This is a genomic window from Streptomyces sp. NPDC007808 (genome assembly GCF_042868655.1).
Classification (GTDB): domain Bacteria; phylum Actinomycetota; class Actinomycetes; order Streptomycetales; family Streptomycetaceae; genus Streptomyces.
Genome location: NZ_JBIAEQ010000008.1, coordinates 271,742 through 293,857, shown reverse-complemented (window position 1 = coordinate 293,857; position 22,116 = coordinate 271,742). Strand labels below are relative to the sequence as shown.

Sequence of the window (22,116 nt, the reverse complement as noted above, 5' to 3'; positions counted from 1 at the left end):
GGCCGCACTCTACGGCATCCCCTGTCTCCGTGATCCTGAATCAGCGAACATCGCGGGCTCGGCCCAGCGGGCCGGGAGCTACTGCCGGTACGAGCTGAGGAACCGTCCGATCCGCCCGATGGCAGCCTCCAGGTCGTCCGCGTACGGCAGGGTCAGGATCCGGAAGTGGTCGGGGGCCGGCCAGTTGAAGCCCGTGCCCTGCACCACCTGGATCTTCTCCCGCAGCAGCAGGTCCAGGACGAACTTCTCGTCGTCGTGGATCCGGTGCACCTTGGGATCCAGACGCGGGAACGCGTACAGCGCGCCCTTCGGCTTCACGCACGACACGCCGGGGATCTCGTTGAGCTTCTCCCAGGCCACGTCGCGCTGGTCGTGCAGCCTGCCGCCCGGTGCGGTGAGGTCGGCGATGGACTGGCGCCCGCCCAGGGCGGCCTGGATGGCGTACTGCGCGGGCGCGTTGGCGCACAGCCGCATGGAGGCCAGCATCGTCAGGCCCTCCAGGTAGTCCTTGGCGTGCTGCTTCGGGCCGGTGACGACCAGCCAGCCGGAGCGGAAGCCCGCCACCCGGTACGTCTTCGACAGGCCGCAGAAGGTCAGGACGACCAGGTCGGGGGCGAGGGAGGCGGCCGAGTGGTGCACGGCGTCGTCGTAGAGGATCTGGTCGTAGATCTCGTCGGCGAACACCATCAGGCCGTGCCGGCGGGCCAGGTCGAGGATGCCCTCGACGATCTCCCGGGGGTAGACCGCGCCGGTGGGGTTGTTCGGGTTGATGATGACCACGGCCCTGGTCCGGTCCGTGATCTTCGACGCCATGTCGTCCAGGTCCGGGTACCAGTCGGCCTGCTCGTCGCAGAGGTAGTGCACGGCCTTGCCGCCGGCGAGGGTGGTCACCGCCGTCCACAGCGGGAAGTCCGGGGCGGGGATGAGGACTTCGTCGCCGTCCTCGACCAGTGCCTGGACGGCCATGGAGACCAGCTCGGACACGCCGTTGCCGAGGAAGACGTCGTCGACGTCGACCTCCAGGCCCAGCGTCTGGTACCGCTGGGCCACGGCCCGGCGGGCGGAGAGAACGCCGCGGGAGTCGGTGTAGCCGTGCGCCCGGGGCAGCATCCGGATCATGTCCTGGAGGATCTCCTCCGGCGCCTCGAAGCCGAACAGCGCGGGGTTGCCCGTGTTCAGGCGCAGCACGCTGTGGCCCGCCTCCTCCAGTGCGTTCGCGTGCTCGATCACCGGACCGCGGATCTCGTAGCAGACCTCGCTCAGCTTGCTCGACTGCCGGAACTCCATGCGCGCTCGCCCCTCCGGTTTCGTGTGTTACTTGGTTTTACCAAGTTCGAGCTTGGAAAGTCCAACAAGTTGTCTACACTGCGTCACATGCCACCTCGCCGAAGCTACGACCAGTACTGTTCCGCCGCCCGCGCGCTCGACCTGGTCGGCGACCGCTGGACCCTGCTGATCGTCCGGGAGCTGCTGGCCGGTCCGCGGCGCTACACCGACCTGCACGCCGACCTGCCGGGCGTCAGCACGGACGTACTCGCCTCTCGGCTGAAGGACATGGAGCGCGACGGCCTCGGCACCCGACGCCGGCTGCCGCCGCCAGGGGCCGCCTACGTCTACGAACTCACACCGCGAGGACGGCAGTTGCTGCCGGTGCTCCAGGCGTTGGGGGAGTGGGGGCAGAGCGAACTCGGCGCACGGCGCCCCACCGACGCCGTGCGCGCACACTGGTTCGCGCTGCCCCTGCTGCGGTCGCTGCGGGACGCGTACGCGGGGGCCGGCCTGGTCGAAGTCCGGCTGGAGGGGGGCGATTTCCACCTGCACCTCGGCGCCGAGGACGGGCCGGTCTACGGGGACGGCCCCGCTCCGGAGGAGCCCGATGTGCGTCTGGTGCTGGACTCGGGGACGTGCGAGGCGCTCGCCCGGGGGGAGTCGGGGGTCGTGGACGCCGTGCGGGACGGGCGGGTCGAGGTGATGGGGGACGGGGCGTTGGCCAAGGCGTTGCGGGAGAGCTGACGGGCCGCGGTCGCTGGGTGAGGCGGGGCGGGGCGATGCCCGCCGTACGGGTGGTACGGCGGGCATCGCTGACGGTTCGAGAAGCCGTCAGGCTCCCGGCGGAACCCGCGCGGGCCGTCCCGATCCGCGCGTCAGGGCGTACCCGCCGACTCCGGCGAGCGCGGCCAGCACGCCGCCGATCCCCGTCCACACCCATCGGTCGGACCACCAGCCGGACGCCCACCCACCGTCGGGTTCGAGACTCGCGAGCAGGGCCTGCTTGGTCGACTCCTCCTCGTCACCCTCGGAGATGGCCCCGGCCCCCGGCACCAGCGGATGCGCCAGCGCCCCGTCCACCGCCGCCGCACCGCCGACGTCCTCGGAGCCGACCCGGACCTCGGCGCCGACCGGCAGCCCCCGGTCGGAGGCCGGCAGGTCCACCACCGTCAGCCGGATGTAGTACGTGCCCGGCAGCGGATCATCGGCCCACGGCTCCGACCAGGCACGGACGGTACGCAGGACGCAGGTCAGCGCCACGGAGGACGCGTCGGCCCCGGCGGTGCGCGTCTGCGCCCCGTACTGACAGGCCTGGCGGCGCCGCAGGCCGTCGTACACGTCGATCTGCCAGGTCTCGGCGGCGTGGGTGTCCGGCAGCTTCACCGTCGCCTTCACGGTGGGGCGCTGTCCGGCGTCGGCGGGGAACGACCAGTACAGGTAGTCACCCGTGGACGCGCTCGCCGTGGCCGTCTGCTCCTGCTCGATCTCGGTCGCCGTACGGAAGGACGTGCCCGCCTCGGTCGGCGCGCCGCCGTCCTGCGGCGCGCTCGGCGACGGCGAGGAGTCGGCCGCCGCGGGGCCCGTCGCCAGCCCCAGCATCAGCAGGGACGCGCTCAGCACTCGTGTGATCCGCATCAGTTGGTCCTCCAGACCGCGATCCGCCAGCGCGACAGCCAGCCCCAGACGAGACCGGCCAGGAAGCCGGCGAGGATCAGCGCGCCCAGCAGCCACCAGCCGCGTCCGAGGCCGAAGGAGGCCACGTCGCTGGATTCGTCCGGTCCCGGCACGACGTCGATGGTCACTTCCAGGGGCAGGCCGGGGCTGCTCTTCACACCGGCCGCCGGTGAGAAGGAGTGGGTGACCTGCAGGCACACCGGTTCGGGCGGCAGCGCGCCGTCCTCGTCCTCCCGGTCGGCACTCGGGTGGCGCAGCCCTGTGGAGATCACGTCGGTGCGGCCGTTGCCCGCCGCCTCACCGCGCACGATCTCCCGCCCGCGCTCGGTCACCGCCCGCAGCAGCAGCCCGTACGACGGGTCGACCGCGCGGTCGGCCGCGACGCTCACCGAGGCACGCAGCTCGTGGCCGTCCGGAACGTTCACGCGGTACCAGCGCTGCTGCCCGAACTCCTCGCGGTCGGTGTACAGACCGGACTTCAGCACCGGCGCCTTCTCGCAGGTGACGGCGCCCTCCACGGCCTGCGGAACGGCCACCGGATCGGCCGCCCGGTCCACCAACTGGTTCACCTTGTCGGCGAGTTCGTCGGTGTGCTCCACGGAGGTGAAGGTGCCGCCCGTCGCCTCGGCGATACAACTCAGCTGCTGCCGCATCTTCGTGTTGGGGACCAGGCCGAGCGTGTCGATGGTCAGGCCGATGCCCTTGGCGGCTATCTCCCGGGCCACCTCGCACGGGTCGAGCGGAGCGCAGGTGTCCTCGCCGTCGCTGATCAGCACGATGCGCTTGGAGCCCTCGCCGCCGTCCAGGTCCTCGGCCGCCTTCAGCAGGGCCGGGCCGATCGGCGTCCAGCCGGTGGGCGCGAGGGTGGCCACCGCCGCCTTGGCCTCGGTGCGGTCCAGCGGTCCGACCGGGTACAGCTGAGCGGTGTCCTTGCAGCCGGTCCTGCGGTCGTCGCCCGGGTAGTCGGCGCCCAGCGTGCGGATCCCGAGCTGGACCTCCTCGGGCGTGGCGTCCAGCACCTCGTTGAACGCCTGCTTCGCCGCGGCCATCCGCGACCGGCCGTCGATGTCCTTCGCCCGCATCGAACCGCTGACGTCGATCACGAGATCGACCTTCGGGGCCGTGGCGGTGGTCTCGTCGGCCATCGCTCCGGCCGGGAAGACCATCCCGGCCGTGAGCGCGGCGAGCAGGGCGAAGACCCGGGCCGCCGACCGTAGTGTTCTGATCATCGGCGGATCTTATTGATCAGAGGCGGCCCGCTTCAAAACGAGGTCAGAACACCTCGGTCAGCAGCGGATGGGGCAGCTCCGCCCACTGGTCCCCAGGTGTGCCCGGCGACAGCCGCATCAGCGTCAACGCCTTCGTGGGCAGCGGCTCACCGAACAGAGCGGCTCGATCGGCGGTGCCCGGCAGATCCCGTACGACCGACTCCAGCGCCCCGCGCAGCGCCGCCCCCGAACCGGCCGTACCCGCCAGCGCCCCGGCCACCAGGGAGCCGAACAGCTTGCGGCGCAGAACCGTCACATCGTCCGTGACGATCCGGCCGGTCAGCTCCGGCGCCGCGATGCCGTGCCGGGCCAGCCGTGCCGGGCTGACGCGGATGTCGGCGAGGTCCCGGTAGACCAGGCGCACCGGCGCGCCGCTCGCGGACAGCACCACGAGCAGGTTCTGGCCGTGCGCCTCCAGCGCGACCCCCAACTCCAGCAGCCGCAGCCCCACGGTGAGGGCGAGACGCGTGAACTCGGCCAGCCAGCCGGCGGATGCGGGCAGCTCGGTGGTGGCGAGCGCGGCCACCGGCACGACGCGCTCCCCCGGACCCGCGTACGCCTGCGGCGACTCCCGCAGCACCGCCGCGAGGTCGGGGGAGTGGGCCGTGGCGGCCCCCAGCGTGCGGGTGACGTGCAGCAGCCCGTCCATGCGGGCCGCCAGCGTCTGGGTGAACTCCGACAACGTGGCGGACAGGCCGACGGAGTACACCGAGATGTCCCGCACCGAGGACGTCAGCCGTGCGCTCAGCGCGGTCTTGACATGCGGCCCCTCGGGGAGGGCCAGCGTCCGCAGGGACATCAGCGGGTGTGCGGCGACCGTGCCGCCGTAGGAGTCGTTCGGGCGTTTGAGCACATGCTCGGCCTGCCACGGATGCACCGGGACCAGCAGCCGCTCCCCGTCTCGCAGCTCACCGGGCCACCGACCCGTCACCAGGCACTCGTCCGCCCGCACCGGCACGGTTCCCAGCGTGACCACCGGCCGGTGCTCGGGCCCGTACGCCAGCTGCTCGGCGACCGAGAAGCCGGGTCGGGAGCGGCAGTTGGGGTGGAAGGGGTGCCCGTCGACCACGCGCTGCTCCCACTCCCAGTCGAGCAGCGGCCACTCGGCCCGGTGAGCGTCCTGCGCCGCCCGGGCCAGCGCCAGCGAGGCCACGCTGTGGCCGAGTTCGGCCGCGAAGGACGTGCCGTGCGGTACGGCGAGGTCGGTCAGCAGCCCGGCCGGATCGTCGTACGACACCTCGTCGAGCCGGACGGCCCCGACGTACGCGGCGGTGGCGTACGGGTCGGCGTGCGGGCCGTGCAGCCGGCGGCCGTCGGCCAGGCGCAGGGTGAGACCCTCCCGGCCCGGCGCACGCCCGGCGATCCAGGGCAGCGGCTCGTGTGCGAGGGCACGCCACAGACGGGTCAGCACGGCCGCCCGGGCCCCGGGAAGCTCGGCCGCGTACCGGGACGCGAGGTCGGGGCGGACATCGGCCAGTTCGGCGGCGACCTCGGCCTCGGCGCTGGGGTGACGGTGCAAGGGCGAACTCCTCGGGTACGAGTAGGGCGTCGGGCAGGTGCCGACGACAGACATACTGATCGCCCTCCCGCAGATACGGACAGTAGAGAACGAGTGGATCGCGTGCACCTCAGCCCCCCTTCCGCCGCCTGTGCCGACCCGGACCAGGACGTCGTGGCCCGTGCCGACGCCCACGCCGTCGCGCCCCTGCTCAACTGCTTCCTGCGTGAGGTGGCGGAACCCCGGCCGGGCACGGACGGACGGCGGGTCTACCGGCTGTCGGGCTCCGGCCGTCTGCTGCGGGTCCTCGGGGAGCGGCGGCCGGCCGAGCCGGAGTTGCGGGTGGCCGGTGCGTGGCAGCGCGTCGGCCACCCGGATCTGATCAAACTCGTCGCCGACGAGCTGCGCCGGTACACCGGTGTCTCCAACCTCGAACTGCCCGCGGAGATGATCGACAGCCGGGACGCGGTGGCGGCGCTGCTCACGGCACGCGCGCGTGCCACCGTCCCGGACGACCCGTACCAGCGCTCCGAGCAGTCCCTGCTCACCGGCCACCCCCACCACCCGGCCCCCAAGGCGCGCGGCGGCGGACCGGTCGCCGCCTGGCTGCCGTACGCCCCCGAGGCGCACGCCCGTTTCCCGCTGACACTGCTCGGCGTGCGCGCGGACGCGGTCGTCGAGGAGGGCGACACCGCCGCCCTGGACACCCTCGGCGAGGCCCCGCCCGGCTACCGCCTGCTGCCGGCCCACCCCTGGCAGCTCGGCCTCGTCGACCTCGCGCCGGCCTTCGCCGACGGCCGGCTGATCCGGCTCGGCACGACCGGGTTCGACACCTGGCCGACGGCGGCGATCCGCACGCTGTACGCCCCCGAGCGCGATCTGTTCCTGAAGTTCAGCCTCGATGTGCGGATCACGAACGACATCCGCCGGCTGTGGCGCCACGACCTGCTGAAAGTGCGCCGCACCGACGCGGCGGCCACCGCGGCCTTCGCCGCCGGCCGCGCGGCCTGGCTGAGCGACCGCGGCTATCGCACCGCCGACTTCGCCTTCGAGGAACTCGCCGTCCTGGTCCGGGACGGGCTGCGCGGCCACCTGCTGCCGGGCGCGACCCCGCTGCTCGCCGCGGGGCTGGTCGAGGGCTTCGACGGGAGCCCGCTCGACGGCGCCGCGGACCCGGCGCTGTGGTGGGAGGCGTACCTGGCCCAGGTCGTGCCGCCGGCCCTCGAGGCCTTCGCCGAGCACGGCGTCGTGCTGGAAGCACACCTGCAGAACACCCTGGTCGCCGTGGACGCCCAGGGCATGCCGGTGCAGGCCCTGTTCCGGGACGCCGAGGGCGTGAAGCTGCTGACGGACGTGGAGCGGGCGGCCGGCTGGGAACGGCTGGTGTACTGCCTGGTCGTCAACCACCTCGTGGAGATGGCCGGCGCCCTCGCCGAACGCCACCCTGCGGTGGACGTGTGGGCCGCCGTACGCCGTGAACTGGCCCGCCACGACCTGCCCGAGGTCGCCGGGCTGCTCACGGCCGCGACCCTCCCCGGCAAGACGAACCTGCTCCTGCGCTGGACGAACGCCGACGGGGCGGACGCCCGCTACCGGCCGCTGCCGAACCCCCTGGCCCGCCCCTGAGCCCACCGCGGTCCGGCGCCGCGCCGGAACCCGGCGGCCGCCCCGGCACGCCGGGTCAGGCGCCCGTCGGGTGCCCCGCCCGGTCCAGCCGGCCGCGGCGGATCGGCTCGCTGACCTCGTGCAGATACGAGGCCACCTCCCGGTAGGAGGCCCAGAACCCGACCTCGTGGTAGGGCAGTCCGCGCTCTGCGCAGTACGCGCGGGTCAACTCCCGTGCCCGCGGCAGGTTCTTCTGCGGCATCGCCGGGAACAGATGGTGCTCCACCTGGTAGTTGAGCCCGCCGTAGAGGAAGTCGACGTACCAGGAGGGGCGTATGTTCCGGGAGGTCAGCACCTGGCGTTCCAGCCAGTCCAGGGTCTCCGCCTCGCCGTCACGAACCTCCATGCCCTTGTGGTTCGGTGCGAAGAGCAGGCCGATGTAGACGCCCATCGACATCTGCTGCACCAGGATGAAGCAGACCGCGAGCAGCGGCGACAGCACCATGAAGACGCAGGTCAGATAGACGGCCGCACGGGCGAGGATCAGCCCCGCCTCCAGCACCGGCCGCTTGCTGTTTCCCGCCGCGATCGAGCGCACCGCCGTCTTCTGCATCTTGAAGGCTTCCAGCACCAGCAGCACGAAGAAGAGCACCGCCTGGTGCCGCACGATGAAACGCTGCACGCGCCGGCGGGTGGCGTACTGCTTCACATGGAAGATCGCCGTCCGGCGGCCGATGTCGGGGTCGAGGCTCAGGTGGTTGGGATTGCTGTGGTGCTTGTTGTGGTGGTTGACCCACCACCCGTAGCTCACCCCGTTGACGAGGTTGGCGTGGAGGTAGCCCACCGCCGAGGCGGCCTTCTTGTTGCGGAACATGGCCTTGTGCCCCGCGTCGTGCCACATGAATCCGCTCTGGCCGCCGCACAGGCCCATCCACAGCGCCACGAGCAACTGCCACCAGGAGTCGCCGATCAGGAAGAAGGCCACCAGGCCGCCGACCAGGAGCGCGGTGTTCAGCGCCAGTCTGCCGGCGTAGTACCGCGGATCGAGGTCCAGCAGCCCCTCGTCCTTCACCCGCTTCAGCAGTTCGGTGAAGGTGGCCGACGCTCCCATGGACTGTTGAGACATCTGTGCTGCTCTCCTCACCTGGTGTGCGACGCCGGAGCCGGCACGTCCGGTAGGGCGTCCAGGTCGCGCAGGGCGGTGTCCGCCTGCCGCGCGAGCCCTTCGTCGTCGGGTGCCTGGATGATGCGCATCAGGTAGTCGACCAGCGACAGCCTCATCGCGTCGAGGTCGCCACCGCCCTGATCCGCTGTGCTTTCCTCGTTCATGAAGGTCTCCTCAAAAGGCGTTGCAGGCACGGAAGACATGGGCGAAGGAGGCGAGGGACGCCTGACCGTCGAAGGCGATGTATTCGGGGATCGCCAGGTCCGGAGCCCATTTCTGCTTGTAGGCCAGTTGGGACCGCGCCGGATACAGCTGCTCGCCCTGCGCCCACAGACAGTGCATCAGCCACTGGAAGGAAGGGCTGTGCCCGGGGAGTTCGTGCCGGGAGTCCAGCCCCGTGAAGGGCGTGAATCCGAAGTGGAGCCACTGGACGCCCTCGGACCGGAACTGCTCGATGGCATGGGCATTGATGGCCTCCATGAGCCCCGGTGAGCCGTCCGGAACGCGTCGGCTCAGGTCGTGCATCCAGCCGGCCCTACTGCCGTAGACCGGGGAGTACGAGATGTAGGCGACCGGCGAGCCGTCGATGGTGCCGAGGAACAGGCGCCGGTGTGCCTGGAACTGGCCACCGACCTCGCCCACCAGGAATTCCAGCGGGCGGGCGTGCTCCCCTTTGGATCCCAGCCACGCCCCGTCGATCCGTGCCAGCGCCTCGTACCAGTCGTCGGCGGTCACTTCCTTGACCTGCAGGCCGCTGCGCAGCGCGCGGGAGATCTTGTTGCGCAGCTGCATGAAACGGGTGCCGCGCAGGGCGAAGTCGGCAAGTCCGACCGCCCACGACGCCCCGATCTGGTTGACGGTGAAGCCGGCCGCGGCGTAGCGCTCCGCGTCCGCGCGCTGCAACTGCACGCCGACCAGCCGAAGGCCACGGTCTCTGACGTGTTCGACGAACCGTTCCAGCAGCGTGCCGTAGGAGTCCGGGCTCGCGAACGGCCCGCCGAACTGGACCACATGGCGTCCGGTGCGCCGATAGACGATCACACCCTCGGCGTCCGGGGCCGCGAAGACGTCGTTCCCTGCGTTGAGTGCCAGGAAGGAACTCGGATTCTCCGCGAGCGAATGCGTGCGGACCGCGCTCAGAACGGGATGGTCGGCAGCGGGTGCAGACATATGCACGCTCCCTTGTCGGAGAGACGGCGACGCGATGAGTAAAACACCGGTGCAGCTCCGAACGAAAGGGCTTCAAAAGGGTTTGATGAAACGTCAGTCCTGCGTCAGGGGTGTATCAGGGAGGGCCTGTAGAGTCATTTCCGTGAACGGCTCGGGGGACCGGGCCGGGAGCGAGGAGAGGTGCCCGGAGTGGCTTATCGGGAACCTGAGCTCAGCTCATGGTTGGGTGTACGCCCACGCAGGTTCGAATCCTGCCCTCTCCGCCGTGCCGTGCCATGGACCAGAGTCCTGACAAATTGCAGCGGAATAACGTACCGAGTCTCGGTCGAACTCCGCGGGGGCCGGCATCTTTTATGGTCTGGAATCAATTCCTGCAGTCCCGACGGATTTCACTTGCTCATTTCCGCTGAGTGCGAGGACGGCATGACCACCCACAGTCCGACCAAGACCGCGCCGACGTCCGGAGCCCGGCCGCCGCGCGGTGCCCTCATCGTCGCGAACCCGACCGCCGGCACCTTCCAGGACACCCGACTGACGGAGCTCACCGAGCTGTGCCGAGAGCGACTGGCCACGGTCGAACTGCGGTTGACGGGCGGCCGGGGCGAGGCCACCGAAGTCGTACGCGACGCCCTGTACGGCTCCGGCGCCGGCCCCGCCGTCGATCTGGTCGTCGCCGTCGGCGGCGACGGCACCGTGCGCGAGGTCGTCGAGGGCCTGACCGAGGCAGGACGCGTACCGTCGGCGGCCCTGTTCATCGCCCCGTTCGGCACCGGCAACTCGGGGTATCGCGCCCTGTGGGGCCGGCGCCCCTGGCAGGAGGCGCTGTCAGCCGTCCTCACCGGCGGCGAGGACCGCGCCATGAGGCGCCGCCTGGACCTCGCCCGGCTGGAGCAGACCGGTGCGCTCGTGCTGCTCGGCGCCTGCTCCGGCCTGGTCGCTCAGGCCCTGGCGACCGCCCGGACCCTGCCGCTGACCGGCCACGCCCGATACCGGCGCGCGTACCGCGAGACCGCCCGGTCCTACGTCCCGTACCCCGGACGCGTGAGCGTGGACGGAACCGTTCTGCACGAGGGCGGCACGGTGCTCGCCAACGTGGGCGGCGGCCGCCACCGCGGCGGCCAGTACCTGCTGCTCCCGCGGTCAGAGCTCGACGACGGCCTGCTGGACGTCTGCGTCATCGGCGACGAGGTGGCCCCCGCGAACGTGCCCGAGCTGACCCGTGACGGAGCGCACCTCGGCCACCCGGGTGTCCACTACGGCCGCGGCCGGCGCGTCACCGTGGAGCGCCTCGACGGCCGGCCGCTGGTGTTCGAGCACGACGGCGAACTCCAACCGGAACGCTGGGACCGCATGACGCTGGAGGTCCTCCCGCACGCGCTGCCCGCCTGGTCCGCGCCCGAGGCGGACGAGGACGGCCCCTGGAGGGTTCGTGCCGACCGTTCTTGAGGACCTGTGCGACTGGGCGGCGGGGCTGCGCGCCGAGGACGTTCCCGAGCGGGTACGGGCCCTGGCCGGCAGCCAGCTGCTGTCCCAGCTCGCCTCCATCCGCGCGGGCGCGGCCCATCCGCTCGGCCGCCGGATGACCGACGCCTTCGGACCGCCGTTCCAGCCGGACGCGCGGAACTCGGCCTGTGTGCTCGCCGGACTCGGATCCTGGCTGAACCTCGACGACACCGCCTACGCCGGACACCTGTCCAACTCGACCGCGGCCGTACCCGTCGCCTTCGCGTACGCGCTGGGACTCTCCGGAGCGGCACTGCTGACGGCCGTGGTGGCGGCCAACGAGTGCGCCGCCCGGATCACCGCCGCCGCCACCCTCGGTCCCCTGCGCGGACACAGCGCCGTGCACACCCACCTGGCCGGTGCGGTGGCAGGCAGACTGCACTGCGAGGGCGCCGACCGCACCCTGTGGACCGCCGCCCTGAGCATGGCCTTCTCGATGCCGAACCGGCCGCTGATGCGCGCCTTCCTGGCGAGCGACGGAAGGCTGCTCAACTCCCTCACGCCGGTGCGCACGGCGATGGACGCCTGCGACGCCGCCCGAGCCGGCCTCAGCGGGCCCGCCGACGTCATGGAGCACCCCGACGGATTCCTGGCCCACTTCGCGGCCGTTCCGCTGCCCACCGCGGTGAACGCCGCACTCGGCACCCGCTGGCACACCGAGACGCTCTCCTTCAAGATGCATCCCGGCGGGCCTGGTATCGACGCCGCCGTCGACTGCGCCGCCGACCTCCACCACGAACTCGGCTCCCCCCGACCCGACGACATCGCCGAGGTCGTCGTGGAGACCTCGCTCTACACGTTGCTGGCCGCGCGCACGGCCGAGCGCTATGTCACCGGCCCGGACGCCCCGCTGGGCGCCCTCGTGCTGCACACCCCGTACCCGGTGGCCACCGCCCTGCTCACCGGCGGTCTGACGGTCGCCGACCTCACCGGGCCCCGGGTGGCGGAGCGTGCCCGCTGGCAGGTGGCGCAGCGGGTACGGCTCGTGCACGACGAGGGGTTCACCCGTGCCCTGTTCGCCTCTCAGGCGCCGTTCGGGGAAGCGGTGCGGCACGCCGGAGAGGCGGCCGTGCCATGGCTGCGTGACTTCGCCGGGCCCCGGCTGGCCGCGGTCGCGGCCGAAGCCGCCGCCGGGCACCGGGCCCCCGACTTCAGCGGCGCCACCAAGGCCACGGGCGCACGGGTGACGGTACGGCTGGCCGACGGTCGCGTCCGCAGCGCGGAACGACTGATCCCGCTCGGCGGCGCCGGCCCGCACACCCGCGCGCACCACGCCGAGTTGACCCGGGAGAAGTTCATCGCCCACGGAGGCGACAAGGACGTGGCCGCGGCGGCCGGCGAAGTCGCCGACATGACGCCCGGCCGACTGCGCGAGTGGCTCGGGGCGGCGCTGCGATGAACGGCCCCGCCCAGCACAACCCCACGACACCCGCCCCACAGCAGGGAGGAAGCCCCACGGTGGACCCCACCCCAGCCACGGCACCCGCCCACCCGCCACGCGAACGACCGCTGCTCAGCTATCCGCTCCTCGTCGCCGGCAAGGACATCGACGGCGAGGGATGGGTCTACACCGTCAGCGGACGCTCCCTCCTGGAGGACGTCTTCACCAGCATCAGCCTCAAGCGGTCGCTGGAACGCGACCCGGATTCCGAGGCCGCGCACCATCCGTACGTCGTGGGCCGGTGCGCCGTCGCCGGGGAGGCCCAGATCGACCTGGCCACCGAAGCCGCCGCGTCCGCCGCCCCCGGCTGGGCGTCCGTACCGCTGGACCGGCGCATGCGGCTCGGCCACCGGTTCCGCGAGGAGCTGATGCGGCAGCAGGACACCTTCCTGGAGATGCTCGTCGTCGAGTCGCACCCGATGAAGCTGGCCCGCTGGGAACTGAGCGGCCTGCTGCAGATCTTCAGCGAGGAGAGCCTCGACTGGTGCCGACGGCAGATGCACACCGAGATCCGGCTCGGGGAGCGGCGACTGGTCGTACGCCGCCGACCGGACGGCGTCGTGGCGTTCAACCCTCCGCAGAACGCGCCGATGTCCAGCGCGGCACTCGCGGTCCTCGTCCTCATGGCGGGCAACGCCGTCGTGGTCCGCGCACCCCGCAGCATCGCGCTGAGCACCATGTGGCTGCTGCGGGAGATCGTGGCCCCGCTGCTCGACGAGGCCGGAGCCCCGCCGGGCACGCTCAACGTGGTGTGCGGCAACCCCAAGCAGACGCTGGACCGCTGGGTGAGCAGCCCGCTCGTCGACGACATCTTCTACATCGGCGGCAGCGAGGAGGGCCTGCGCTTCGAGCGGGACTGCGTGGCCCACGGCAAGAAGCCCATCCTGGAACTGGCCGGCAACGACGCGATCGTGGTCTGGTCCGACGCCGACCTCGACTGGGCGGCCGAAGCCGTCACGGAGGCGTTCTACGGCTCCGGTCAGATCTGCATGGTGCCCAACTGCGTCCTGGTCCACCCCCGCGTGGCCGACGCACTGCTCTCCCGCGTCAAGGAGCAGATCGCCTCCATCCGCCCGGGCCACCCCGAGGACGAGGACGTCCTGCTGTCCCCGGTGCGGCGCAGCGAACGCTTCTTCGCCCTGCTGCGGCAAGCGCTCGACAAGGGGGCGCGGCTCGTCACCGGCGGCCGGCGCACGGAACTGGACGGCACCCCCTCGGACACCGGCGTCTTCCTCCAGCCCACGGTGGTGCGCATCGACGGACTGGCCGACGCCCGCTCCTACGACCTGGTCCGGGAGGAGACCTTTTTCCCGCTCATCCCCGTCGTCGTGCCCGAGCCCGCGCCCGACGCACAACTCCTCGACAGCTTCATCGACTTCGTCAACGCCAACCCCTACGGCCTGCGCAACTCCCTGTGGGCCCGTTCCGACCGGGTGATCGACGAGTTCGTGGGGCGGGTGGGCAACGGCGGTCTGCTGAAGGTCAACGACTCCCACATCGGGTTCGTCCCCTGCCTGCCCAGCCACGGCGGCACCGGCCTGACCGGCGGTGCCTTCGGCGAGGCCAACTACCCGATGCTGCGCACCTCGCATCTGCAGGGTGTGAGCATCGCCGGCGGCATCAGCCCGCACCGCGCCGTCTTCGGCACCTGACATCCCCTCACGGCGAGAGCCGAACGGAGTTTCCCGATGCGTACCCTGGACTTCGCGCGCACCGTCTGCGAACGCCACCACCCCGGACTGGTCAAGGCCTTGGAGGACGTGCCGTACGCCGAGCGCGAGCAGCCCGGCAGCCCGGTGATCAAACTCTTCCGCGCCTGCGGCGGCGTCGGTCTGCTCGTCCCCGCCGAGTACGGCGGTCAGGGCGCCGATCCACTCACCGCGATCCGGGTGCAGCGGGCGATCGGCTCGCTCTCGCCCTCGCTGGCGGCCGCCGCCACGATGCACCACTTCACCGCGGCGATGCTGTACGCCCTGGCCGCCGAGCCGGGACGCCTCACCGAGGCCCAGCTGAACCTGCTGCGCGATGTGGTCCCCCAGCAGCAGCTGATGGCCTCCGGCTGGGCCGAGGGCAGGACCCGGGCGAACGTGCTCACCCCGTCCGTCACCGCGCGCCCGGTCGAGGGCGGCTACCTGCTCTCGGGCGTGAAGAAGCCGTGCAGCCTGTCGCGCTCCATGGACCTGCTCACCGCGAGCGTCGCGGTGCCGGGCACGGACGGGACACCCGAACTGGCGGTGGCCCTCGTGCCCGCCTCCTCCCCGGGACTGTCGGTGCACCCCTTCTGGGGCAGCGGGGTCCTGGCGGGCGCCGAGAGCGACGAGGTCCGGCTGGCGGACGTCTTCGTCCCCGAGGAACTGGTGGTGCGCACCGCCGCGGACGACCCGCACCGGCTGGACGACCTGCAGACGGCCGGATTCGTCTGGTTCGAGCTGCTGATCTCCGCCGGCTACGCCGGGGCGGCCGGCGCCCTGGTGGGGCAGGTCCTGGAGCACGGCGCCGGGTCCGCCGAGGAGCGCGCGACCCTCGTCGTCGAGTGCGAGGCGGCCTTCGGGCTGCTGGAGGGAGCGGCCCGGGCGGCGCGGGACGAGGAGCCCGGCGAGGAGGCCGTGGCGGCCGTCCTGGTGGCCCGGTACTCCGCCCAGGAGACCCTCGTCCGGGTCACCCAGCAGGCCCTGGAACTGCTCGGCGGCATGCACTTCATCCGCTCCTTCGACGCCGCGCACCTCGCGGCCTCGGTACGCCCCCTCGCCTTCCACCCCCCGGCCCGGCGGGCCACCGCGGAGCCGCTGCTGGGCTACTTCGCGGGCGGCCCCCTCGAACTCGCCTGACGTCCCCGACACCCGCACCGGACCAGAACCGCGCCGACCTGGAGGAGACAGCCGTGAGCGAGCGCCAGGATGCCCGAGGCGACGTGGAGAAGGAGACCCTCGCTCTCTACCGGGCCCATCTCAGCAAAGGCAGAGCCACCCTCGCGGAACTGCTGGGCAGCCACATGGAGGTGGAGTCACGCGGAGCGTGGCTCACCACGAGCGACGGCGAGCGGTTCCTCAACGCCGGAGGCTACGGCGTGTTCATCATGGGGGCCCGCCACCCGCTCGTCCTCGAACACGTGACGCGTCAGCTGCACACCCATCCCACCGCCACCCGCATCCTGCTCGAACCGATGGTGGCCAGGGCCGCCGAGGAACTGGTCTCGGTCCTCCCACCGGGACTGGACCGGGTGCACTTCGCCCTGTCGGGCGCCGAAGCGGTGGAGACGGGACTCAAACTGGCCCGGGCGAACGGCTACCGGCGCACCGTCTCCTTCTCGGGCGGCTACCACGGCAAGACGCTCGGCGCCCTGTCCGCCACCGCCAAGGAGGTCTACCAGCGGCCGTTCCGCCCGCTGGTACCGGGCTTCACCCAACTGCCCTACGGCGACGCGGACGCGCTGCGCGCCGAACTCGCCGCCCATCCCGGCGAGGTGTGCGTCATCGTCGAACCCGTCCAGGGCGAGGGGGGCGTGGTCATCCCGCCCGCCGGCTACCTCAAGCAGGTCGAGGAACTCACCCGTACCTACGACGGCTTCCTCGTTCTGGACGAGGTCCAGAGCGGGTTCGGCCGCCTCGGGGAATGGTGGGGAGCGGACATCGAGGGCATCCAGCCCGACGTGCTGCTGGCCGGCAAGGCGCTCGGCGGCGGTGTGCTGCCGGTCTCCGCGGCGGTCGCCACCCGCAAGGCGTTCAGCCCCTTCGACAAGGACCCCTTCGTCCACACCGCCACGTTCTCCGGGCAGCCGGTACTGATGGCCGCCGTCCAGGGCGCCATCCGAGCCGTGAAGGAGGAGCGCCTGGTCACCCGGGCCATGGACCTCGGCGCGCAACTGCTGCCCCGGCTCTCCGAGATAGCCCACCGCAACCTGCCCGGGATGGTCGCCGACGTCCGCGGACGCGGGCTGCTGATCGGGGTGGAGATGACCGAGGCGGGACTGGCCGGGGAACTGCTGATCGAGCTGTTCAACAACGGAGTGGTCGCCAACCACTCGATGAACGGCAACGCGGTCGTGCGGTTCACCCCGCCGGCCACGTTGACGCCCGCCGACGTCTCCTACCTCCTCGACGCCTTCGAACGGGCCACCCGCGACCTCGTCCGCCGCTCGGCAAGGATGCCGGAAGGAGCCTCCCATGCGCTGCGTTGAACTGCGGGCCGTCCTGCACGGCGAGGACGCCCTGGCCGCCCTCGACCGCATCGGCGCCTGGGAGAGATACCCGGAGCTCGCGCCGCACGTGCACGCCACCCAGGTGCACGCGGCCCCGCCCGCGCCGGTGTGTTCCTCCAGCTGGGAGCTGCACTTCCGCAGCGGGCTGCTCACCTGGTCGGAGCAGGAGGAGTTCCTCAGGGACCAGCTGTGCATCCGTTTCACCCAGACGCACGGCGACTTCGACAGCTTCCGCGGCGACTGGCAGCTGCGTCAGACCGGCGACGACGTCGAGGTCCTGTTCCGGGCCGAGTTCGACTTCGGAATCCCGAGCATGGAGGGAATCCTCGACCCGATCGCTGAACGCGTGCTGAAGGAGAGCGTCGCCTGGGCCCTGACCGGGCTGTTCCAGCGCGCGGAGATCCTCGGGGAGGCCGATCTGACGCCCGTCCGAGGCGATGCCGTATGAGCACCCCACCCCCCACGCGCCACCGCATGCCCCCGCCCGAGGAGCCGAACCGATGGATCAGGCCAACCCCTTCGACACCCCCAGGACCTTCACCCTGCACCGCGCCGAGTACCTGGTCGGGCTCGCCGTCACCACCGGGCTGATCGTCGCGCACTTCGACGACATCCGCTGGCTGCCCGCCATCGGGCTGTTCCTCTACATCGACCTCATCGGCTACATCCCGGGGGCGATCGCGTTCCGACGCGCCAAGGGCCGGCCCATAGCGAAGACCTACTACACCCTCTACAACGTCATGCACAGCCTGATCACCCAGGCAGCGGTCGCCGCGCTGTGGTGCTGGCTGGTGGGACCGGAATGGGCCCTGCTGGCGCTGCCGTTCCATCTCTTCGGCGACCGCGGGCTGTTCGGAAACTTCTACAAGCCGTACGCCCTGCCCTTCGAGCCGGTGCGGCAGCCGGGCTACCTCCGGCTCCTGGACGACCTCGGAGTCGCCCACCCCAAGCCGCTCGGGCACACCTTCGACCCCGTGCCGGTCGGCCATGTGCCCGCCGCCGTACCCGGGCACGGGCCGGGGCTGCCGGAGCAGCCGGAGGCGGTCCGGTGAGCACCATGGCCACGCGCCGACGGCAGCCGCGTCCCCTGCGCCATCTGGCGTCCGCCGTCTCCGTTCTGACGGTACGTCACCAAGGCGACCCGCACGGCACCACGGCCAGCAGCGTCACCGCGGTCTCCCAGATGCCTCCGCTGCTCGGCGTCTGCCTGCGCACCGGATCGACCTTCGCCCGACTCGCCGCCGCCGAGGGCAGGTTCGTGGTCAACGTGCTGGACGCGTCCCAGACCGCAGTGGCCCGGAGGTTCGCCGACCCGGCCCGGCCGGACGGCGACGAGCAGTTCACCGACGTCCCGTGGAGCACGGACCCCTACGCCGACGCCCCCCTGCTGGCCGGGGCCCTGGCGCACTACAGCTGCCGGGTGTTCGCCGTGCCCCGGGTGGGCGACCACGACGTGCTCCTCGGCCACGTCACCCGCGCCGCCGTCCACCAGGGCGTCCCGCTCCTGTCGTACGCCGGGGACATGTTCGCGGGCGCGATCCCCCCGGCGGCCGCGACCCGCGGCGCCCCCACGAGGAACAGGAAGGAGAACATCGCGACATGACCGATTCCGTGGCCACGGAGGCCGACTGGGACCGCGCTCCCGGACTGCTGGAGGGAGCGAAGGAACTCACCCTCGGACCCCGCGAGTGCGATCTCGCCTACTGGATCACCGAGGTGGCACAGGGAACGCTGAGGGACCGCGGCAGGACCGGACACCACCGGGACGCGACCGTACCGGCGTTCCTCACCGAACCCGGACCGCTGCGCGAGGCGCTCATCCAGGAGTTCGGCCTGCGCGCCCTGTCCGAGGAACTGGCCACCCGGCTGCTGGGACAGTACGTCACCCTCGCCCCCGGCATCCCGGAGATGGAGTTCTACGCCACGCAACTGATCGACGAGGCCAGGCACGCCCGGGTCTTCCGCGAACACCTCGTGGAGCTGGGACAGCCGGCCGACACCCTCGTACGGGACATCGACGAGATGGCGGCCGACTACCGCCGTCGGGTCCTCAAACCCGTGGAGGACTTCGCGAACGACATCGTGCGCGAGCAGCGCGACTTCGCCGGGGGAGTGGCGGTCTTCGCCATCGTCATCGAGGGCGTGCTCGCCCCCGCCGCCGAACTCAGCGAGCGCAAGTGGACACCGCTGTCCCCGGCCACCGGAGAGATATCCCGCGGCACCGCCATCGACGAGATCCGCCATCTGACGGTCGCCAGCACCATCCTGCGCGATCACGTCGCCGCGCACCCGGAGTACCGGCCCCGGCTGCTGGAGATCCTCCGGGCCGGTGTCCGGCTCTGGGACGAGGTCCCCGACCGCGAGTTCGTCATTCCCCGGGAGGAGCTGTTCCAGGAGGGCATGCTCCGGCACGCCGACCTCATCGGCGACTACGAACTGTGGCCCGGCGTGCGGATGCTGGACACCACGCCCGAGCAGCGCTACGAGATGGCCGAGGCGTGGACCGACGAACTCGCCGAGGCCCGCATGGCCTACATGGGGCTGCCCCTGGAGGTCCTCTCCGGCGCGGGAGAGGCCGGAGCGTGAGCGCCCCCGACCCCCCGCACGCCCCGGAAGGCGCCCTGCGGGCCGCGGTGATCGCCGGCATCGGGTCCTATGTGCCGCCCGACGTGGTGACCAACGACGAGTTGACCGCCCGTCTGGAGACGTCGGACGAGTGGATCCGCACCCGCACCGGCATCGTGACCCGGCACCGGATCACACCGGGCACCGCGACCTCGGACCTCGCGGTGGAGGCCGGGCAACGAGCCCTGAAGTCCGCCGGTGCCTCCCATGCGGACGCGGTGGTCCTGGCCACCACCACGCCCGACCAGCCCTGCCCGGCGACCGCGCCCCAGGTCGCCGCGCGGCTGGACTGCGCGGGAGCCGCCGCGTTCGACGTGTCGGCGGTGTGCACCGGGTTCCTGTACGGCCTGGCCACGGCCGCCTCCCTCGTCGTCGCGGGCGTCGCGGACAGCGTGCTGCTCGTCGCCGCCGAGGCGTTCACCAGCCTCGTCGACCCCGACGACCGGCACACCGCGATCATCTTCGGGGACGGGGCGGGCGCGGTGCTGCTGCGCGCGGGCACCGCCGGTGAACCCGGTGCGGTCGGTTCGTTCGTGCTGGGCAGCGACGGAACGGCGAGCGATCTCATCGAGGTCCCGGCGGGCGGCTCACGCCAGCGCTCGGCCCGGGTCCCGGCCCGGCCGCAGGACACCTACCTGCGGATGCGGGGCCGCGACACCTACCGGCACGCGGTCGAACGGATGACGTCCGCCTCGCGGCAGGCGGTCCACGCCGCGGGCTGGACCTTCGCCGACGTCGACCGGTTGGCCGCGCACCAGGCGAACGCCCGCATCATCGCCGCCGTCGCCGACCGGCTCGACCTGCCCGAGCAACGGCTGCTGTGCAACGTAGCGCACGTCGGCAACACCGGCGCCGCGTCGATCCCGTTGCTGCTGTCCGAGGCCGTGGAGGCCGGACGGCTCACGGCCGGCCACCGCGTCCTGCTCACCGCCTTCGGCGGTGGGCTGACCTGGGGCGCCACCACATTGACCTGGCCCGATGTCACCGCGGGCTGACCGGTTCGGGCAGCTCCGGCGCCCGGCGTCGGCGCGAGCGCCACACCATCCGGTCGCCGCGAGCTGCACACCGTCCGCTCACCCAGAGCGCCACACCATCCGAACGAGAGGAGCACACCATGTCCGCCATGTTCGAACAGCTGAAGGAAATCCTGGTCAGCAAGCTCAAGGTGGATCCGGAGCACATCACACCCGACGCGACGCGCGAGGACATCGAACTGGACTCGCTCGCGGTGGTCGAGCTGTCCCTGGTGCTGGAGAAGGAACTCGACCTGCGGATCAGCGACGACGAGCTGATGGAGATCCCGACGGTCGGCGCCATGGTCAGGCTGCTGGAGGAACGGAGCGCGGCGGTCTGATGGGCTCCGACATCGCGGTCACCGGTCTCGGCCTCGTGACCCCGGCCGGCATCGGTGTGACGGCCGCCTGGGAGAGGGTCTGCGAGGGCAGGTCCGCCGGGGCACCGGACCCCGCCCTGCGGGACCATCCGGCGCGGATCTCCTGCCGGGTCCCCGACTTCGACGCCGACCGGCTGCTCGGGGCCAGGCGCGCGCACCGCCTGGACCGCTTCGTGCAGTTCGCCCTGGTGGCCGCGCGTGAGGCGGTCGCCGACGCCGGACTCGACCCCGCCACCTGGGACGGTGCCCGGGTCGGCGTCGTGCTGGGCTCGGCCGGCGGAGGCTCGGGGACGGTGGAGGAACAGCACCGGGTGCTGCGGGAGGACGGGCCGGACCAGGTCTCGCCGCTGCTGCTGCCCATGGAACTGCCCAACATGGTCGCGGGACAGGTGGCCATCGAGTTCGCCGCCCGCGGCCCCAACCTGGTGGTCGCCACGGCGTGCGCCTCGGGGGCGAGCGCCATCGGGACCGCCCGGGACCTGCTGGCCCTGGACCGCTGCGACATCGTGCTCACCGGGGGCAGCGAGGCCCTCGTCACGCCGCTGATCATGGCCGGGTTCGCCCGGATGAGGGCGCTGTCCCGACGCCACGACGACCCCGCGGGCGCCTCACGCCCGTTCGACGCCGACCGCGACGGCTTCGTCGGCGCGGAGGGGGCGGGCCTACTGGTCCTGGAGCGGACCGCTGACGCACGGGCCCGCGGCGCACGGGTCCGCGCCCGGATCGTGGGCTACGGCGCCAGCGCGGACGGCCACCACATCACCTCGCCCGACCCGGACGGCACCGGGCTGACCCTGGCCGTACGCGCGGCCCTCGACGACGCCGGGGCCGCCCACGGCGACGTACGGCACGTCAACGCGCACGGCACCTCCACGCCGCTCAACGACCTGGCGGAAGCCCGGGTGATCCGGCAGACGCTGCCGCACGGCCCGCTGGTCACCTCCACCAAAGGGGTGACGGGGCATCTGATGGGCGCGGCGGGAGCGGTGGAGGCCGCGTTCACCGTGCTGTCCGTGGAGCACGGGCTGGTGCCGCCGACGGCCAACCTGCACCGGCTGGACCCGCGTGCGGACATCGAGGTGGCACGGTCACCCAAGGCGGGCGTCCTCGATCTGGCGCTCAGCAACTCCTGCGGCTTCGGAGGACAGAATGCGGTCCTGGCCATCGCCCGGGCGTGACCACGCACCGGGGCCCGGTGGGTCGCGGCAGGGCCCGCGGCGAGGCTGTGGCGCGTTCTCGTCCGTCGCGGCGGCGCCCCCGACGCAGGCTGCCACACTGGCACGGTCGGCACGCCGGACGATCACTCC

The 22,116-nt window shown here is 72.0% G+C and carries 21 protein-coding genes and 1 pseudogene; 15 read left to right on the top strand and 7 right to left on the bottom strand.

Annotated elements, in window-relative coordinates; translation table 11 throughout:
- Nucleotides 1-78 precede the first annotated feature (78 nt).
- A complete protein-coding gene (locus ACFYNL_RS29715; RefSeq protein WP_388808444.1) occupies nucleotides 79-1,287 on the bottom strand; it encodes a pyridoxal phosphate-dependent aminotransferase in 1,209 nt (402 codons plus the stop codon).
- 87 nt (nucleotides 1,288-1,374) lie between these two features.
- On the opposite strand from ACFYNL_RS29715, the gene ACFYNL_RS29710 reads away from it, so the two are divergent.
- On the top strand, nucleotides 1,375-2,013 hold the full coding sequence (locus tag ACFYNL_RS29710; RefSeq protein ID WP_388808442.1) for a winged helix-turn-helix transcriptional regulator: 639 nt from the start codon (nucleotides 1,375-1,377) through the stop codon (nucleotides 2,011-2,013).
- An 87-nt stretch (nucleotides 2,014-2,100) separates the two neighbouring features.
- On the opposite strand, the gene ACFYNL_RS29705 is transcribed toward ACFYNL_RS29710, so the two are convergent.
- Genes ACFYNL_RS29705 through ACFYNL_RS29695 form a run of 3 tightly spaced genes read right to left on the bottom strand, consistent with a single transcriptional unit; the run spans nucleotide 2,101 to nucleotide 5,730 of the window.
- Entirely contained in the window at nucleotides 2,101-2,904 is an 804-nt protein-coding gene (locus tag ACFYNL_RS29705) for a hypothetical protein (protein WP_388808440.1), read from the bottom strand.
- Nucleotides 2,904-4,172, bottom strand: a complete 1,269-nt coding sequence (locus tag ACFYNL_RS29700; RefSeq protein ID WP_388808438.1) for a VWA domain-containing protein — start codon at nucleotides 4,170-4,172, stop codon at nucleotides 2,904-2,906. The genes ACFYNL_RS29705 and ACFYNL_RS29700 overlap by 1 nt, the downstream gene beginning before the upstream one ends.
- Before the next feature lie 43 nt (nucleotides 4,173-4,215).
- A complete protein-coding gene (locus tag ACFYNL_RS29695; protein ID WP_388808435.1) occupies nucleotides 4,216-5,730 on the bottom strand; it encodes an IucA/IucC family protein in 1,515 nt (504 codons plus the stop codon).
- 93 nt (nucleotides 5,731-5,823) lie between these two features.
- Here ACFYNL_RS29695 and ACFYNL_RS29690 point away from each other — a divergent pair, with 93 nt between their 5' ends.
- Nucleotides 5,824-7,335, top strand: a complete 1,512-nt coding sequence (locus ACFYNL_RS29690; protein WP_388808432.1) for an IucA/IucC family protein — start codon at nucleotides 5,824-5,826, stop codon at nucleotides 7,333-7,335.
- Nucleotides 7,336-7,390: 55 nt separating this feature from the next.
- On the opposite strand, the gene ACFYNL_RS29685 is transcribed toward ACFYNL_RS29690, so the two are convergent.
- The 3 genes from ACFYNL_RS29685 to ACFYNL_RS29675 are packed head-to-tail and all read right to left on the bottom strand — an operon-like array spanning nucleotide 7,391 to nucleotide 9,649.
- Entirely contained in the window at nucleotides 7,391-8,440 is a 1,050-nt protein-coding gene (locus ACFYNL_RS29685) for a fatty acid desaturase family protein (RefSeq protein WP_388808430.1), read from the bottom strand.
- 14 nt (nucleotides 8,441-8,454) lie between these two features.
- Nucleotides 8,455-8,643, bottom strand: a complete 189-nt coding sequence (locus ACFYNL_RS29680) for a hypothetical protein (RefSeq protein WP_388808428.1) — start codon at nucleotides 8,641-8,643, stop codon at nucleotides 8,455-8,457.
- A 10-nt stretch (nucleotides 8,644-8,653) separates the two neighbouring features.
- Nucleotides 8,654-9,649 carry a DUF2156 domain-containing protein gene (locus ACFYNL_RS29675; RefSeq protein ID WP_388808425.1) on the bottom strand — a complete coding sequence of 332 codons (996 nt, stop codon included), beginning with the start codon at nucleotides 9,647-9,649 and terminating at the stop codon, nucleotides 8,654-8,656.
- A 174-nt stretch (nucleotides 9,650-9,823) separates the two neighbouring features.
- Between ACFYNL_RS29675 and ACFYNL_RS29670 the strand changes: the two are divergent.
- From ACFYNL_RS29670 to ACFYNL_RS29610, 13 genes and pseudogenes are all read left to right on the top strand, one after another.
- Nucleotides 9,824-9,912, top strand: a pseudogene (locus ACFYNL_RS29670).
- Between the two features lie 160 nt (nucleotides 9,913-10,072).
- Nucleotides 10,073-11,095 carry a diacylglycerol/lipid kinase family protein gene (locus ACFYNL_RS29665; RefSeq protein ID WP_388808422.1) on the top strand — a complete coding sequence of 341 codons (1,023 nt, stop codon included), beginning with the start codon at nucleotides 10,073-10,075 and terminating at the stop codon, nucleotides 11,093-11,095.
- Nucleotides 11,079-12,551, top strand: coding sequence for an MmgE/PrpD family protein (locus ACFYNL_RS29660; protein ID WP_388808419.1), 1,473 nt, complete (start codon nucleotides 11,079-11,081; stop codon nucleotides 12,549-12,551). Before ACFYNL_RS29665 ends, ACFYNL_RS29660 begins: the two co-directional genes overlap by 17 nt.
- Nucleotides 12,552-12,610: 59 nt before the next feature.
- Nucleotides 12,611-14,245: an aldehyde dehydrogenase family protein gene (locus tag ACFYNL_RS29655; RefSeq protein ID WP_388808416.1), complete on the top strand. Its 1,635-nt coding sequence runs from the start codon at nucleotides 12,611-12,613 to the stop codon at nucleotides 14,243-14,245.
- A 36-nt stretch (nucleotides 14,246-14,281) separates the two neighbouring features.
- Nucleotides 14,282-15,421: an acyl-CoA dehydrogenase family protein gene (locus tag ACFYNL_RS29650; protein WP_388808414.1), complete on the top strand. Its 1,140-nt coding sequence runs from the start codon at nucleotides 14,282-14,284 to the stop codon at nucleotides 15,419-15,421.
- A 53-nt stretch (nucleotides 15,422-15,474) separates the two neighbouring features.
- Complete coding sequence (locus ACFYNL_RS29645; RefSeq protein WP_388808412.1) at nucleotides 15,475-16,770, top strand: aspartate aminotransferase family protein; 1,296 nt, start codon at nucleotides 15,475-15,477, stop codon at nucleotides 16,768-16,770.
- Nucleotides 16,757-17,239, top strand: a complete 483-nt coding sequence (locus ACFYNL_RS29640) for an SRPBCC family protein (RefSeq protein ID WP_388808409.1) — start codon at nucleotides 16,757-16,759, stop codon at nucleotides 17,237-17,239. Before ACFYNL_RS29645 ends, ACFYNL_RS29640 begins: the two co-directional genes overlap by 14 nt.
- Before the next feature lie 52 nt (nucleotides 17,240-17,291).
- Complete coding sequence (locus tag ACFYNL_RS29635) at nucleotides 17,292-17,843, top strand: hypothetical protein (RefSeq protein ID WP_388808406.1); 552 nt, start codon at nucleotides 17,292-17,294, stop codon at nucleotides 17,841-17,843.
- 5 nt (nucleotides 17,844-17,848) lie between these two features.
- Nucleotides 17,849-18,394: a flavin reductase family protein gene (locus tag ACFYNL_RS29630; RefSeq protein ID WP_388808404.1), complete on the top strand. Its 546-nt coding sequence runs from the start codon at nucleotides 17,849-17,851 to the stop codon at nucleotides 18,392-18,394.
- Nucleotides 18,391-19,377, top strand: coding sequence for a VlmB-like protein (locus ACFYNL_RS29625; RefSeq protein ID WP_388808401.1), 987 nt, complete (start codon nucleotides 18,391-18,393; stop codon nucleotides 19,375-19,377). Before ACFYNL_RS29630 ends, ACFYNL_RS29625 begins: the two co-directional genes overlap by 4 nt.
- Nucleotides 19,374-20,411, top strand: a complete 1,038-nt coding sequence (locus ACFYNL_RS29620) for a beta-ketoacyl-ACP synthase III (protein ID WP_388808398.1) — start codon at nucleotides 19,374-19,376, stop codon at nucleotides 20,409-20,411. Before ACFYNL_RS29625 ends, ACFYNL_RS29620 begins: the two co-directional genes overlap by 4 nt.
- Nucleotides 20,412-20,539: 128 nt before the next feature.
- Nucleotides 20,540-20,770 (top strand): acyl carrier protein, encoded by a 231-nt coding sequence (locus ACFYNL_RS29615; protein ID WP_388809089.1) that lies wholly within the window; start codon nucleotides 20,540-20,542, stop codon nucleotides 20,768-20,770.
- Nucleotides 20,770-21,987 (top strand): beta-ketoacyl-[acyl-carrier-protein] synthase family protein, encoded by a 1,218-nt coding sequence (locus ACFYNL_RS29610; RefSeq protein WP_388808395.1) that lies wholly within the window; start codon nucleotides 20,770-20,772, stop codon nucleotides 21,985-21,987. Before ACFYNL_RS29615 ends, ACFYNL_RS29610 begins: the two co-directional genes overlap by 1 nt.
- Nucleotides 21,988-22,116 lie beyond the last annotated feature (129 nt).